Below are 16100 nucleotides of genomic sequence, written 5' to 3'. Positions count from 1 at the left end.
AAACCTAATCTCTTTTTAAAGATTGTGTAAATAACGAAAGCTTTTTTACAGCCTTTAATATTGGTGCCCTTTCCTTTCCAATCAATCCAATAAATTCCGCAAATAATTGAATATTAACCATTAAGATTGTAATGATTATGAGTGACCCCCAGAAAGCTGAATTAGAAAGAGCGAGTGCTGCCACACTAAATAAAATACTTATTCCATAAATAATCATAACCGTTTCACGGTGACCGTATCCCATTTCTAACAAGCGATGGTGAAGATGACCTTTATCTGGTGATGATATCTTTTGCTTATTTAACGCTCTCCTAATGATGGCAAAGAACGTATCAATAATTGGAACCCCCAATATAATTAGAGGGACAAGTAAGCTTAGTGCAGTCACACTTTTATAAAATCCTAAAATGGAAATAATTGCAATACTATAACCAAGGAATAATGAACCTGTATCGCCCATAAATAGTTTGGCTGGGTGAAAATTATATAACAGGAATCCAACAGTACTTCCAATTAGAACAACTGAAAATGCAATTACCGTATTTTGAGCTATTGGATTGAATGAAGCCATAACCAAAATAGTAATAATGGCTATCGTTGACACACCACCAGCTAAGCCATCTAAACCGTCAATTAAATTGATAGAATTTACTATGGCAACAATCCAAAATACGGTTACCACATAACTAAGTATCCCAAACTCAAGATGTTCAATAAATGGGAGCGATATATACTCAATTCGAAGGCCAGATGAAACAACAACAACAGCTGAAGTAATCTGCGCTATAATCTTCACTTTAGCACTCAAGGCATAGCGGTCATCCAAGATCCCTGTGATAATTAGGATTACGGCACCGACAATAATAGCAACCATATACTCACTTTTGGGCATTAATACGAAACACCCAGCTAGGGTTCCTAGAATAATGGAGATTCCACCAAGCCTCGGTTTAATATCTTTATGTACTTTTCGATTGTTAGGTTGATCAACAAAGCCAAACCTTTTAGAAAATTTAATAATGAGTGGTAACGTTACAACAGAGACTAAAAATGCCACAATAAGCCCTACTACATAATTTAGCAATTTTGTCCTTCCTCCTTCCCCAAATCACGTAAGCAAAGATATTCCCCTCATAAAATTAAGCTTTTCTTAAGCCATTCCAGGCATAATTAATAAACACGTAACAAGCTTTTAGAAATGGGAGATTCTCAAATTCTCGGTAAATTTTCCAATTACGCTTCGCTGCATTCAATTTATTACTTGAAATCGAATTTTTGACTTTTCGATAAGACGCTAGATCTTCTTGAAGACCATAAGCAACATTTCCAGCTTTCAATATAGATAACCAAAGAACAAAATCCTGTCTTGTACGTATTGTTGGCATTTGGACTTTACCTAATACCTCGATGTTCAACATAACCGTTAAACATCCTATTATGGTGTTTTTCAACAAAGACTCATAAGTAACAACACTTGGTACAGTGATTACCTTTCCACGTTGCGAACCATCCTCTTTTAACAAATGGTAGCCTGTAAAACTAAATATTTTCTGACCATCTTCCATAAAGCTACCTGCTTCTCAAGCTTGTCAGGATGCCACATATCATCACTGTCTAAGAAAGCTAAATACTTTCCAATAGCTTTATTTATCCCTGTATTCCGGGCTACAGCAGCCCCCATATTGGTTTCTAGACAAACATACTTAATTCTCTGATCCTTTTCTTGGAAGGATTGAATAATCTCTTTACTCCGGTCGCTGGAACAATCATCGACTAATATCAGTTCCCAGTTTGAGTAGGTTTGTGATAGAACAGACTCGATTGTTTCTGTAACAAACCGTTCTGCATTAAATACTGGTGTCACAATTGAAACTAAAGGTTTCAGAGTGGTTGCTGACATGTTGTGTGGCTCCTTTTTAAATAGAAATCAGGCTTGTCCCTATTCAGCTAGGAACTTTTTATCTTAGGATTTACTTTATATTGAAAGTATTTACAGCTTAAGCTGTAATTAACCGTCCTTTTATTAATTGAAAAAAGAGGATAGCCGTTATGAAGTCTCATACGGCTATCCTCTAAAATTAAGAAAGATGAAATAATGTAGAATAATCATTCTTCGATTTTGACAACACTTCTCCCGATTGAATCATAATAAAAGCCAATATCCCTCATTTTTAAGGGATCAAATAAGTTTCGACCATCAATGATAATAGGTCTCTTCAGTTCTAGCTTCACCTGTTCTAAATTCATATCTTTAAACTCCTGCCAGTCCGTAAGAATTAAAATAGCTTCAGCATCTTTCACTGCTCCATAAAGGGTAGATGTAGATTGTAAAGACTCGATGACTTCTTTCGCCTTACTTGTTGCCACCGGATCATAGCAGATCACCTCAACACCTTCGCGCTCAAGTAAAGGAATGAGATCCACAGAAGGCGCTGCTCTCATATCATCTGTATTCGGTTTAAATGCCAGTCCTAACACAGCCACTCTTTTCCCTTTTAACCCCTCTTTTCCAAAAGCACAACGTAACTTATTTATCAATCGTAACCGCTGTTCTTTATTTACACTCTCCACAGCAGGAACAATCTTTAAACTATAGCCAGCCTTTTCACCTATCTTCAGTAATGCTTGGGTATCCTTTGGAAAGCAAGAGCCTCCATAACCTATTCCTGCTTGTAAAAAGGCTTTTCCGATTCGATGATCATAACCCATTCCCTCTGCTACTTTCTCCACATCAGCTCCTGAAGCTTCACAAAGATTAGCCACTTCATTAATAAAACTGATCTTCGTTGCTAAAAAGGCATTGGCCGCGTATTTCGTCATCTCTGCCGTTTCAACATTAGTTACCACGATTTTTGTTTGAAAAGGTTCATGTAGCTTTTTTAATATCCTTTCTGCTCTTTCCGACTCGACCCCAAAAATCGCTCGTTCCATTTGAAAAGTATCTTTAATTGCCGAACCTTCTCGAAGAAATTCAGGGTTAGAAGCAATGTCAAAATGAGAGTGTCCCGCTGTATTAGATATAATTTCTTTTATCATTTGCCCTGTTCCAACTGGCACTGTACTCTTGGTAACAATCACTTTATAGTCTGTTAAATTCTCTCCAATTGAACGAGCCACTGCTTTTATATACTGTAGATCCGCTTCCCCGTCTTCTCTTGCAGGAGTTCCCACCGCTATTAAAACAACCTCGGCCCCGGCGATCCCATCGCTTAAATTGGAAGTAAACTGCAAACGACCTTCATCTTTATTTTTCTTCAGTAACTCCTTTAAACCAGGTTCATAAATGGGTATAATCTCATTTTTAAGATTATTAATTTTCTCTTTATCAATATCAACACAAGTAACATAATGACCTTTATCACTGAAGCAAACTCCAGAAACTAGACCGACGTAGCCCGTACCAATGACACATATGTTCATCACATGGCACCACCTTTATCAAGCTTTCGTACAATCTCTTTTAGCATAGTAGATACTGAACTTGCTAAATCCTCTCTCATTAGAGCAAACTCCAAAGTTGCTTGAATAAAACCAAGTCTGTCACCAATGTCATATCTCTTCCCTGAGAAATGATAACCATATAAATCTTGTTCAGTTGTTAAGAGCTGTAGAGCATCAGTTAGTTGAATTTCATTTCCTCTCCCAGGCTCTAATTGTCCTAGCACATCTAGAATTTCTGGTGTTAATACATATCTTCCCATAATAGCTAAATTAGAAGGTGCTTCTTCTATCCTTGGCTTCTCAATTAAAGATTCAATCCTATATAGATGGTTATTCCATTTATTCGGACTATGCTTGATTACTCCATACTTCGAGAGTTCTCTTTTTTCCACGTCTTGAACACCGATAATGGAAGAATTAGTCGCTTCAAACTGATTTAACAATTGTTTTAAACATGGATCCCCCTCGTTGACGACAATGTCATCCCCAAGCAGTACTGCAAATGGTTCGTTATCAATAAATTTCCGAGCGCACCAGATAGCATGCCCTAAGCCCTTTGGTTCTTTTTGCCGAATATAATGGATATCGGCCATCTCTGAAATATGTCTCATTTCTCTTAAACTTTCTAATTTCCCCTTTTTTGCTAGACTTTCTTCAAGTTCAAAAGAACGATCAAAGTGGTCTTCAATCGCTCTTTTTCCACGTCCAGTGACAATAAGTATATCTTCAATTCCCGATGCGACTGCTTCTTCAATAATATATTGAATCGTTGGTCGATCTACAATTGGTAGCATTTCTTTTGGTTGTGCCTTCGTTGCTGGCAAAAATCTTGTTCCTAACCCTGCAGCAGGTATAATAGCTTTTTTTACCTTCAAGCATTCCACCCCTAACTAATGAATCGTTTATTTAAACTTATTCTCGATTTGCTTGTTCATGACCATTCCTTTGTACAAACTCTGTAAAAATTAGAAAGATCGAAAATATAATTATTTAATAAACTGTATAGTTAGAGGAATTTCTAGCATGTTACTTAAGATGTTTGTTATAAAATAACCCCATGATCATGAATAAAATGGTCATAGACTGAAGATTAAACCAAACTTCGGCCACAATTCCCATGACTACATATCCCACAATAATAAGGTTAATTGCTAAACCCAAAATCTTTTTCGAGTCACTAGTTCCATTGCTCTTTACCGTAAAAGCCGTTTTCATATATAAATAAAAATAAAAAACAAGAAAGATCAACAGTCCTAAAAGTCCATATCGGGCAAGGATAAAGAGATAAGAATTATCAGCAAATGCAACAAACTCACCTGACTTCATTGGGCCATGACCTATGATAGGTTGTTGCTTAAATTTTTCCATGTTCATCGCCCAATACTCATATCGGTTTTTAAAACTATTAACAGAGTCGACTGATGTTCTGATGTTACCAATGGATTCCTTAAACCTTATTTTAGGCTCCCCCACATCTTCTTCTCCTTTCCCAAGTGGTTTCCCCATGTTTTCAAATATTTGGTCAGCTGCGTAATCTAAATACGTAATCTGAGGTATGAGGATAAAGGCTAAGGCTCCATATAAAAGGAGAGTTGTTATTCCTAGTTGAATAGTTCTCTTCCAATAACCCCGATTAAAAACAAGGCAAAACAAAGTCCAATAAACGATCAGTCCTGCTACTGTAATCACAGCTGTTCGTGAAGTCGTAAGAAAAACACTAATAAAAGTGAGTATAAGTAAAGGCAGAATATACCTTTTCTTAAAGAGCTTAGTAAACGTCAAATAGGAAAGCAGTAACCCTACAACAATAACAAGAAAGGAACCATACATATTTGGGTTGAGAAAAAAACTCGGAATACGTTGTTGCCGAATGATCATATTATAGTGTCGCTCCGAAATTGTATAAAACAATCCAATATGATTATTCACATTGAAAAGGTTAAAGAACTGTAAGACGCCAAATAATTCTACAACTAGAATGATCAATCCAATCGGGATGAGCAACTTTCTTAAATCCTCTATCCGAACATTTAAGGCTAGTATAAAAAACAGCAAATAAAAGACATATCTATGTAACTCAATCAGATCTTGTAGTGATGTAAGTGCTGGTGATACTCTCATCCCATATAGAGTTGATAAAATAAGGGAAAAGCTACTTAACAGTAAATATAAGAAGACTGGATTTTCCCTCCAACTAGCTACATGTATCCCATAATTTATGAGAGGACCTCTATGTCTAATATAGACGTAACATAAATATAGCCCTAAAAGGGCAAGTACAACTAATGCAATAATATTAACTGTCCAAAGACCTAAAATAACTCCTGGTGCTGGTTTGAAAATTATTAAACATAAAAAAAAGATGAACGCATAAGTCATATTTGGAATTGATTTAATCATTTAGTTTCTCCTTTGTCTCTAATCTCTTTAGAAAATCAATCATTTTAAAAATAGATACCATCGTATAGTCTCTCCATAATTAACCATTTCATAACCCAATAAGGTGGAAAGTTAGATCACGTATATGTACTTAGAGATTGTGTATATTAAGAAGATCAGATAGCAAGAAAAGAAGGTGAATTCGTGGATTTTTTCACTAAAACAAGACTAGAAAAACGTGGAGATGAATATCATCTCATCTTATATATTAGTCCTGATTCAACAGAGTTTTCAGTAGAATTAGATGGTCAAGATACTAAACAAAGAAAGAGAATTGATAGACTTGCATTAGACTATGCAAGAAGAGTTTTCCCTAATTTTAAAATTACAACAGTCTCTATAATGGTCGGTTCCCTGCTTTTAGCTTCTGTTCCGATGAATGATAGAAGAGTAGAGGCTGCTGATTTTACAATGTCATATCTCTTTTTTGGATCCACACAAGCCCAAATAGGCTTTGTCGATCGCACTAAAGGCAACCTACAAGTTGTTGCCCCAAGTTACTTCGATCTAAATCCAGATGGCTCATTGAAATTATCATGGCAATTCGATCCTGCATTTATTAGAGAAATGAATAAACGTGGAATTCGGGTCGTGCCTTTTTTAAGCAATCATTGGGATCGCGAGTTAGGACGGGCTGCTCTTTCCAATCGTAACCAACTAGCTCAGCAAATAGCTGATACGATTATGTTGTATAACTTAGACGGGGTAAATGTAGATATTGAAAATGTTACCCATCTTGATCGCGATAACTTTACTGATTTAGTTCGTTTAATAAGAGAAAAACTGCCAACAGATAAAGAAGTATCCGTTGCGGTTGCTGCTAATCCAAATAATTGGCAGACTGGTTGGCATGGAAGTTATGATTATAAAAAACTAGCTGAACACTCGGATTATTTGATGTTAATGGCATATGACGAAAGTTTTAACGGTAGTCCTGCAGGTCCTGTTGCTAGTTACGGTTGGGTGGAACGCTCCATAACTGAACTACTAAAACATGCACCTAAAGAAAAAATAGTATTAGGACTTCCTTTCTTTGGTCGATATTGGATTGATGGGGAGGCTGCTTCACTAGGGGGACGCGGTATTCCTAAAGCCCACGTTGAAACACTTGTTTCTCGGTTTAATGGTACTGTAACATTTGATGAAAAAAGCAAATCTCCTTATGCGCGTTTCACCATTCCCTCTTCCTTTACGATTGGATCAACCACCTATCGTCCTGGAACATATACAGCATGGTTTGAAAACGCCGACTCTCTTAAGGCAAAGGTCGAACTTGTCCACAAATATAAATTAAAAGGAACAGGTAGCTGGGCTTTAGGACAGGAGAATCCTGTGATTTGGGGCAGTTATATGGACTGGCTGATTGATCCAAATCTTCTACCTCCTTCAGATGTTATTGAGGAAGGTAATACAGAAAAAGCTTATACAGAACTACAGGGGGATAATCGTTATCACACTAGTGTTGTTATTTCAAAACACGGTTGGAAACAGTCTGATTCCGTCGTCCTAGGACGAGGTGATGTTCCAATTGATGCTTTAACAGGTAGTGTTTTAGCAAAGAAACATAATTCTCCTTTATTATTAACACGTTCAAACCAGCTCCCACCTGAGGTAGCAGAAGAGATCCAACGGTTAAAACCTAAACGTATCTTTCTAGCAGGAGGAGAAGTGGCCATTTCAAATACGGTTAAAAGTCAACTAGAAAAACAAGGCTACCAAGTGACAAGAATTAGTGGCAGTAATCGTTTTGATACTTCAGTACAAATGGCCAACCAAATTAAGCATCCTACTGAAATCATTTTAACAACCGGCAACGACCTTTCATCCGATCCTTTATCCATTGCTCCCTATGCTGGTATGAAACAAATACCGATACTATTATCTGGACCAGAACGTTTGCCTCAATCTGTTGTTAATTATATTCGTACGAATAATATAAAGAAGGTTACCGTAATTGGTGGCGTAAATGCCATAAATGAAACGGCACTTACAGAATTGAAGGGGCTTGGTGTAACAACTGTTGAACGCGTTCATGGGCAAGATCGCTATCAAACGAGTATAGCGATTGCTAATCGGTTTAGTAGTTCATTTACAAGCAATAACATTTTCTTCGCTAGTGGAGTCAGTTTTGTTGATGCCTTGCCTGGTTCCCCACTGGCTGCGATGAGCGAAGCACCGATTGTCCTCACCGGACCAACATCTCTTCCAAAGCCAGTAAAAGACTGGTTACAGCAAAATAGCAAGTCTGATCTTTATTTCCTTGGAGGAACTAACGCCATTAATCAATCCGTGCGGAATGAAATTGCCAATACGATAAAGTAACTTAAAAAAGAGCGTCTGGATTTATCCAAACGCTCTTTTCCTAGTATAAAAACTCTTTGCGTACTTCATCCGTAATAACTCCATATCCACCTAAAAAGGTGAAAGTGGTTCTTGAAAGTCTTTGTTGTTCCATCCAACTACGTACCTCCATAGGTAACCGAGTTCGATCGGTTAAGAGAATAGGAGCTTTTTGCATTGAAGCATAAGGGGATCCTGGCAGTGCATCAATAAAACTTCGCCCACTCGCGATGGAAATGTTAGAAAAATCAAAGTCCGATGCGTATCTCTCAGCAATCTTAACACTCGTGCCAAATCTTGTATCGCCTGAAATTCTTTCAATCGTTCGAACATTAAGAGCAGATAATTGCTCTCTAATCTGATCGGATATGGCTTGTGTTCCGCCTATTAGGGTGACGTGATTAATGTTATTTCTAACAATAAAATCAACTACTGTTTTAGATAATTGATCTCTTCTCGTTAGTAAGATAGGTATTTGTTTTAATCCAGCATAAGGAGCGATGGAGAGCGCATCTGGCGATTGTTCATTAGCTGTTGTTAAGAATATTTGGTTCGCCACACCTACCTCAGTAGCAATTTGAACTGCGGTATCAAATCGATTTTGTCCACCTATTCGTTTTACACTGAACCCCATTGCTCTAATCTCTCTTTCAATTGCTGCTGATATTGCAGCCGTTCCTCCTGCAATATAAATTTCTTTAGGCATTAGACGTTTTAGTTCAGCTCTGACTTCATCCTTAAGTAATCAGGACGGGATAATAGTAAAGGGGAATGAAACTTTGAGGCTAACACACTTGCTGTTAACGCATCAATTGGCTGATCTCCTCTACCAAGTACAACAACCTCTGCCCTTTGTGACCATCCTCTTCTCGCAATCTCTACTCCTGTTAAATAACGGTCTTTTCCATGTAGCTCCACAATTGAACGGAAGTTTTTGGGGACTTGAAGCAAACCATAACCAAATACAGGATCACGATTGACAACTCCCAAATCAAGAACAGTTTCCCTTAACCTTTGACGTAACTGCTGATTGGTCTGAGTGGGATATGCCTCTTTCAAAACGGCTAATGCGCCCGTCACAAATGGAGCAGCCATTGATGTACCATTCATATTTTGATATCTGTTATTAGGATAAGTACTATAAATAGCTACACCTGGTGCTGCAATTTCAAGGGTCGGGCCCGTTGCCGAATAGGCATTCACCTGAGAAGAAAATCGACCTCGAGCATTTTGAGAATCTGTAGCTCCTACAGCAATAACAGAATTATATTTAGCTGGGTAGAAAACGTTGTCCAACGTTATATCAGTTGTCCCATAATTTCCTGCAGCTCCCACTAGTAGGCTCCTCTTTCATAAGCACGATTTACAATGGTTTCTAAAGAATGTGAATGTCTAGGCATCCCAATACTTAAGTTTATTATGTCAATATTATTCCTTATTGACCAATCTATAGCTGAGACAATATCCGATACATAGCCAGCACCTGTTTCATCAAGTGCTTTGACCGAAAATAACTCTATGTCAGGAGCCACTCCTCTTATGCCGATCCCGTTGTGAAGGGCAGCTATGATACCTGCTACATGAGTACCATGACCATTATCATCATGGTATGAATCTGTATAATCTACTGTTGAGACACCGCCCACTACTTTAAGATCCTGGTGATTACGATCAATGCCCGTATCAATAACCGCTACACTTACACCCTTCCCAGTAAGTGCGCTGTTCCAAGCAGATCCTACACTGATTCGATTCATTCCCCAACTAACTTGTTCATTTTGAATCATGATGACTTGATCTTCTTCTACATGTTCGACCTGTGGATTTTCTTCTAAATCATTAAGTTCATCAGTTGGTATGTTGGCTGTTAAAACAGGTACAGTATCCATTACTTCAATAATTTCCCCAGCTGATTCTTCAACAACTTGTTCAACAATCTGGTCTTTGAAAGAGACGATTACTCTAGTTGTATCAGTTTCTAGCGTTTGAATTCTTACTTTTTGCTGTTCATCCAAGGTCGTACAACTGGTCAGTAGAAAAAAAATAAGAACCAACGGAACGTATCTATTCATCTCTTTCCACCTTCCTTCTTTCTCATCTCGTCCCAGCAGCAATATGAACCTGCGTTTGCATCGTATCCTGGATAAGCCCATCACTATGTCGCTGACTATTCAAGAAATGAATACAAAAATGACCATTATAATTGTTATCTCGTATCACCTGATCCCCATGTGGAAAAGAGTGCATAGCTGCTGCTAATCTTCTTCCATCAACTTCTACAATAATGGCTCTAGGAGTCCAACTGAATGAACCACCCCATATTTCTCTCATAATTTGAGCATCTTGAGCGGTTACGGGCTCGCTATCGGCATGGTTACCACCCATTGTATGTCTAACTTGAAATTGCCTTCCTGTTTGAAAGTCGGTAATAGTTGCAGTTTTACCTGTAGAAAATACATACCTAGCTTCTGACCACCAATCCAGCAGTTCACCGTGCCGTGCACTTACTACTGGCTTTACGGGAATATGATGAACTGGTACTTGTAACACCTGACCAATAAATAAATGGCTATTATGATTTAGCCCATTAACTTGCATCAGCTCATTCATGGGAACTCCGTATTGAATAGCTAAATTCCAGAGATTATCTCCACTTCGGACTGTATGTGATGTGTACGTAATCGTTTTTTGGAGTGAATCAGAACTACCTTCTACTGATACTCTCAATACCTGTCCAATTTGAATCATATCACTTGTTAAGTTATTCAATTGCCTGATGCTATTTACAGTCGTACCAAACCGATTAGCAATAGCCGATAACGTATCACCTGAACGCACTGTGTAAAATTGAACGGTAGGCGCAACTTCCTGAGTAGGTATAGCTGTAGGAGGATCTACTGTAGCTGGCTTACCCCTCAACTGATCTCTGACCTGATTAGCAATGACACTGGTCCCTCCAAGTACGGCTATCTGCCTCAGATTTGCTTTATTCGTCGTAAACCAATTGTTTACATCTGCAGGCAGGCTATCTCTTGCGGTTAGAATAATTGGTGCCTTATTCCTGGCTGCAAGAGCTGAAGCCGGTAAGGCATCAATATAACTTTGTCCACTAGCAATATAAACACTACTTGACGTAAGACTTCCTTTAAACTTTTCTGCAATTTGTACACTAGTAGCATAACGATTCGCACCAGCAATTCGTTCAACTTGACTGACTCCAAGATTCTGTAATTGATTAATGACGCCTTTTGAAACGGCATTTTCACCACCTATTATAGTAACTTTTTTTATTTGATTTTCTCTAATATATTGGGCTACAGAACCTGGAACCTGATCTCTTCTTGTAAACACAATTGGTATTTGGCTAACCCCAGCATACGGTGCAACAGCTAAAGCATCAGGTGAATTCGCGTCACCTGTAGTCAAAATTACCTCGGTTTTATTATTGATTTGTTTTGCCATTTGAACAGACGTATCATATCGGTCTTGACCACTGACTCGAATAACTTGATAACCTCTATTCTTCAAATCGGCAACAATAGATTCTGATACTGCTACTGTACCTCCAGCAATATAAATGGTCTTAGGCTTAAGTCTTGAGATTTCATCGATAACACTTTTGGGTATTTGGTTTGAACGAGTTAATAAAAGAGGCGATTCATGCTTCTTTGCTAGAACACTAGCAGTTAGGGCATCAATAGCTATATCTCCGCGTCCTAAGACAATAGCATTCGCTTGATTTGACCACCCATGTTTAGAGATAGCTACACTCGTGTCATATCGATCCTGCCCGAATAATTCAATGACCTCACTTTGACCTAATCCTGGAATTTTAAGTGTCTGACCAACAACAATTTGGTCTGATTGTAACTGATTATAGTTTCGTAATTCTGTTACTGTGATATTAAACTGTCTCGCGATCTGAGATAAAGTGTCACCAGCCACTACTGTATAGGTATTATCGACCGCTAAAACGATAGATTTATCATCTGTATGTAAGGAGAGCGTTGTAATAATCATCGTACCTATAATCACCTTACATGAATAGATTTTAATAGATGAGAATCTTCTTGCAATATATTCATTTATCGACTGGTTAAGTGAACTCGTCGAATTTTTTTCTAGTTCTGTTAATTCCTTTGAAAATTCCAATAGTGAAGGATCTAAATATAACTTTAAAGTAAAACCTTCTTTATATGGTATTAACTCATGATCTACAACTTCCATTTTCATCCCTCCATCTACTTAGCGTCACCTAATATAAAAAGGGTTATGTATGTAAGGATTCTGAAAAAGGTCGTTTTTTTGTCCGTACTGTCCTCTCAGTACATTAAAACAGAAGAGTGGGGTTTTATAGATGCAAAAAATCGTAAATACTAAAAGGAGTTTGAGCTTTTCTGTGGGGTTTAAGATTGTTTATCAGTACTTTTGTCCATAACTGATAAAGATAGCAAGATAAGATTGAAATGAAATGATGTGTTTATATGAACATTTTGGTAATTACTCATATGTACCCAACCAACAGTGATCCGGTATATGGAAACTTCATTCATGATCAAGTAAAAGAAATGCAACGACAAGGGCTAAAGGTCAAAGTCATTTGTCCAATACCAATTGTTCCATTCCCATTACATGTCCTTAATAAAAAGTGGAGAATCTATTCAAAAATACCTAAAAAAACAATTTATGATGGTGTCGAAGTCTACCATCCAAGATATACCTTGCTCCCAAAGTCATTACTTTTTCATTTAAGTGGGCATTCAGCCTATCTTGCCATAAGAAAATTAGCAAGAACACTTTATCAAGAATATCCATTTGATCTTATTCACACACATGTTGCTTTACCTAGTGGTTATGTAGGTACTAAGTTGGCAAAAATATATAAGGTACCGTGTATGTTAACCATTCATGGAAAAGACCTTCAAACTACTGTTCACATTAACCATAAGTGTCAGAAAACCATTAGGTCGATCTTGGAAAAAACAGAATCCATTATACTAGTTAGTGAAAAATTAAAGAGAAGAATAACTGAGCTGTTTCCTAACGTCCTGTCTAAGTGCGAAGTCATACCTAATGGTGTAAATATAATACTTAATCAAAGCAAGCCTTTACTTATCAAACAGCAAACTTATATTTTAAGTGTAGGCAATTTATATCAATCAAAAGGTACTGAAATCAATTTACTCGCTTTTAAAGAAATTACTCGTGATTTTCCAGAGTGTAGTTACCTGATTATTGGAGAGGGACCAGAAAAAGATCATTTAAAAAGACTAGCGAAAGAGTTAAACATAGAAGATAAGGTTATTTTCCTTGGAAAGGTCCCACACAATGAGGTACTCGCCTACATGAAAAGCTGCACCATTTTTTCATTACCTAGTTGGATGGAAGCATTTGGAATTGTCTACATAGAAGCCATGTCTTTAGGTAAACCAGTTATAGCCTGTGAAGGGGAAGGAATTAGTGATACAATTGAGCATTTTAAAACAGGTTTCCTCATTCCTCCAAATAATGTAGAAACTCTTGTTGAAACCTTTACTCTTTTACTGAGTAATGCACAATTAAGAACGGAAGTCGGTAATAATGCAAAACAACTTGCATCCACTACTTTTTCATGGAAGAAAAATGTCTTACATTATAAGCATATATTTAATAAGATAGTAGGTTAAAAAGGCTATTGAGAGGGGGAGAAATTTGAAGGTCGTTCATATTACAACAGTCCACCAACCATTTGACACTAGAATTTTCCATAAAGAATGTACCTCTCTAGCTCAAGCAGGGTTTGATGTTTCCTTGATCGTCACGGACAATAAAGAGATCAAGGAATCTGTCATAAACAAAGTAAAGCTACACCCCATTAAAAAATACAACAACCGATTCTTAAGATTTGTTCTAGGTAGTTATCATGCCTATAAAGTAGCTCGTACATTAAATGCAGCTATTTATCATATACACGATCCCGAGTTATTAATGATTGGAAAACTACTTAAAAAGAAGGACACGATTATTATTTACGATGTCCATGAAGATTATGAAACAAGTATCAAACAGAAACCTTATCTACCGCGATCCATTAGGCTCGTTCTTGCAAAGCTTTTCAGGCTCATAGAAAGAAACCTCTCCAAAGAGATGGAAACCTGCTTAGCAGAAAAATACTATAGCAGGAATTTCCCAAACGGATTATTTTTATTGAATTACCCTCTTATTGATAAAAAGCAAGGTTTCGTTAAGAGTGAGAATACAGGTTCTAATCGAAATTTTGAGCTGATCTATACAGGTAATGTAACAGAGGACCGGGGGGCCTTTCATCATGCCAATATAATCAACATTCATCCAGAAGTGAGCGTTCAAATTGTTGGTAGTTGTTCGGTGGAATTAGCCAATAAATTAGCAGAAACGGCAAATAACAGTACTCGCTTAGAAATAGAAGGGATTAATACGTATGTACCTAGAGAGACAATCGATGCAAGATATACTGATCGGCCCAAACTTGCTGGTTTAGCTTTATTTCCATATACAGAGCATTATGCAGAAAAAGAACTTACAAAGTTCTTCGAATATATGAAAGCAGGAATTCCTATTTTATGCTCAGATTTTCCATCTTGGAAGGAATTCGTCTTAAAACACAGATGCGGAATAGCTGTGAATCCGAATCAACCAGAGCAAATAAAAGAAGCCATTGATTTTTTAATCTCCAATCCAGAACAAGCTAAGGCAATGGGAAAAAACGGTCAACGTGCCATTCTTGAGGGCTTAAACTGGGAGACGGAAAAGGATAAGTTAGTGCAATGGTACAAAGGCTTATTGGATCCTATCTAAAATAAAGTAGTAATCATGCGACAAAAAAACGCTAGAGATGATCTAGCGTTTCTTTTAGTTCATTCACTTGTTTTGCGTTTACCAATTCCCGTACCGTTCGCACTATCTCTGAGAATAAAACAACTCTCTTACTGCATCCTTATAATACAGAAAGGGATTTTCCAAATGCCTCATTTTCTTAAAAAACAAACCAGTTAACAGCGTTAAAGCAATAGGTGTATTATACATCCTTTTAAATAAAGGTCCCTTACTTACAAAGGACTGATATGTCAATCTTGATTCAATAGGTGGTTTAGCGTGATAAACAATGACCTTTGGAACATAGCTTATCTTGTGGCCCTGTTGGTACATCTTAAACAAAAAGAGGTTCTCTTCACCACTTGGGTATTTTGCCCCTAGCCCAAAATCTTCGTCAAAAACCACCAAGTCCCTATCTACTCTGCTGACATCAATAAAAAATTCGATAGAAGATTTCCGGAACAAATCTCTTCTTCTTATTTGTTGCTGATAGTAATCTAAATACGTCTTATAATATTCTTGCGTTTTTGGATCGTATATTTGATAACAAACAATAGCAGAGTCGTTTGTCTCATAATAACTAAGTACTTCATTAAAAGCTTCTGAATGATACCAACAATCATCATCAGAAAATGTGACAATGTTGTTTTTAATATATGACATTCCAATATTTCTAGCATGAGAAAGACCTAATGTATCAATTCGAATATGCTGATAGGAAAAAGAAACTTGGTCTAATAGTTCACTGACGATCTCATGATTAGCTTGAGATACGATAACGACCTCGAAATTACTGATCGTTTGATTGGCTAAACTGTTAAAAAGTCTTGAAAGTTCAGCTTTTCTTTTTCCAAGTGTAGGTAATACGACACTGATCGTCATCCATCTCCTCCTCTCTAGCTCATGCATGAAACCTGCTCTTTACTTTACTAACATAAAACTGTTTAATAAACTTTCTGATCCCGAGAGCATTTACACCTATAATGCAAATACCATATACAAATACGCCTAAGACTACCTGGAAAATGAACATACCTAGACCAATC

At 37.2% G+C, this 16100-nt stretch carries 12 protein-coding genes and 1 pseudogene; 3 read left to right on the top strand and 10 right to left on the bottom strand.

The window, feature by feature from the left end:
* Window positions 1-4 precede the first annotated feature (4 nt).
* From JCM9157_RS13330 to JCM9157_RS13310, 5 genes and pseudogenes are all read right to left on the bottom strand, one after another.
* Window positions 5-1084: a glycosyltransferase family 4 protein gene (locus tag JCM9157_RS13330; RefSeq protein WP_035665357.1), complete on the bottom strand. Its 1080-nt coding sequence runs from the start codon at window positions 1082-1084 to the stop codon at window positions 5-7.
* Window positions 1085-1139: 55 nt separating this feature from the next.
* Window positions 1140-1900: pseudogene (locus tag JCM9157_RS13325) on the bottom strand (glycosyltransferase family 2 protein).
* Window positions 1901-2106: 206 nt separating this feature from the next.
* Window positions 2107-3423, bottom strand: a complete 1317-nt coding sequence (locus JCM9157_RS13320) for a UDP-glucose dehydrogenase family protein (RefSeq protein WP_173401257.1) — start codon at window positions 3421-3423, stop codon at window positions 2107-2109.
* Entirely contained in the window at window positions 3420-4316 is an 897-nt protein-coding gene (galU, locus tag JCM9157_RS13315) for a UTP--glucose-1-phosphate uridylyltransferase GalU (protein ID WP_035665355.1), read from the bottom strand. Before galU ends, JCM9157_RS13320 begins: the two co-directional genes overlap by 4 nt.
* Before the next feature lie 151 nt (window positions 4317-4467).
* Window positions 4468-5841 (bottom strand): O-antigen ligase family protein, encoded by a 1374-nt coding sequence (locus tag JCM9157_RS13310; RefSeq protein WP_035665353.1) that lies wholly within the window; start codon window positions 5839-5841, stop codon window positions 4468-4470.
* A gap of 183 nt (window positions 5842-6024) precedes the next feature.
* Here JCM9157_RS13310 and JCM9157_RS24055 point away from each other — a divergent pair, with 183 nt between their 5' ends.
* Complete coding sequence (locus tag JCM9157_RS24055) at window positions 6025-8202, top strand: cell wall-binding repeat-containing protein (RefSeq protein WP_081734182.1); 2178 nt, start codon at window positions 6025-6027, stop codon at window positions 8200-8202.
* 40 nt (window positions 8203-8242) lie between these two features.
* Here JCM9157_RS24055 and JCM9157_RS13300 read toward each other — a convergent pair whose 3' ends face one another.
* The 4 genes from JCM9157_RS13300 to JCM9157_RS23455 are packed head-to-tail and all read right to left on the bottom strand — an operon-like array spanning window position 8243 to window position 12447.
* The gene (locus JCM9157_RS13300; protein WP_052013139.1) at window positions 8243-8926 is read right to left on the bottom strand and encodes a cell wall-binding repeat-containing protein; all 684 of its coding nucleotides are present in this window, start codon (window positions 8924-8926) and stop codon (window positions 8243-8245) included.
* 8 nt (window positions 8927-8934) lie between these two features.
* Window positions 8935-9555, bottom strand: coding sequence for a S8 family serine peptidase (locus JCM9157_RS26100; RefSeq protein WP_052013138.1), 621 nt, complete (start codon window positions 9553-9555; stop codon window positions 8935-8937).
* Window positions 9555-10292: a S8 family serine peptidase gene (locus JCM9157_RS26095; RefSeq protein WP_052013137.1), complete on the bottom strand. Its 738-nt coding sequence runs from the start codon at window positions 10290-10292 to the stop codon at window positions 9555-9557. Before JCM9157_RS26095 ends, JCM9157_RS26100 begins: the two co-directional genes overlap by 1 nt.
* Before the next feature lie 22 nt (window positions 10293-10314).
* The gene (locus tag JCM9157_RS23455; RefSeq protein ID WP_052013136.1) at window positions 10315-12447 is read right to left on the bottom strand and encodes a cell wall-binding repeat-containing protein; all 2133 of its coding nucleotides are present in this window, start codon (window positions 12445-12447) and stop codon (window positions 10315-10317) included.
* A 257-nt stretch (window positions 12448-12704) separates the two neighbouring features.
* Here JCM9157_RS23455 and JCM9157_RS13285 point away from each other — a divergent pair, with 257 nt between their 5' ends.
* On the top strand, window positions 12705-13886 hold the full coding sequence (locus tag JCM9157_RS13285) for a glycosyltransferase (protein WP_035665352.1): 1182 nt from the start codon (window positions 12705-12707) through the stop codon (window positions 13884-13886).
* 25 nt (window positions 13887-13911) lie between these two features.
* Window positions 13912-15036, top strand: coding sequence for a glycosyltransferase (locus tag JCM9157_RS13280; protein WP_235715001.1), 1125 nt, complete (start codon window positions 13912-13914; stop codon window positions 15034-15036).
* A gap of 102 nt (window positions 15037-15138) precedes the next feature.
* On the opposite strand, the gene JCM9157_RS13275 is transcribed toward JCM9157_RS13280, so the two are convergent.
* On the bottom strand, window positions 15139-15936 hold the full coding sequence (locus JCM9157_RS13275; protein WP_035665348.1) for a glycosyltransferase family 2 protein: 798 nt from the start codon (window positions 15934-15936) through the stop codon (window positions 15139-15141).
* Window positions 15937-16100 lie beyond the last annotated feature (164 nt).

Origin of the sequence: Halalkalibacter akibai JCM 9157 (genome assembly GCF_000513135.1) — a bacterium.
Taxonomy (GTDB): Bacteria; Bacillota; Bacilli; order Bacillales; family Bacillaceae_D; genus Halalkalibacter; species Halalkalibacter akibai.
This window is presented reverse-complemented; position numbering and strand designations above follow the sequence as displayed.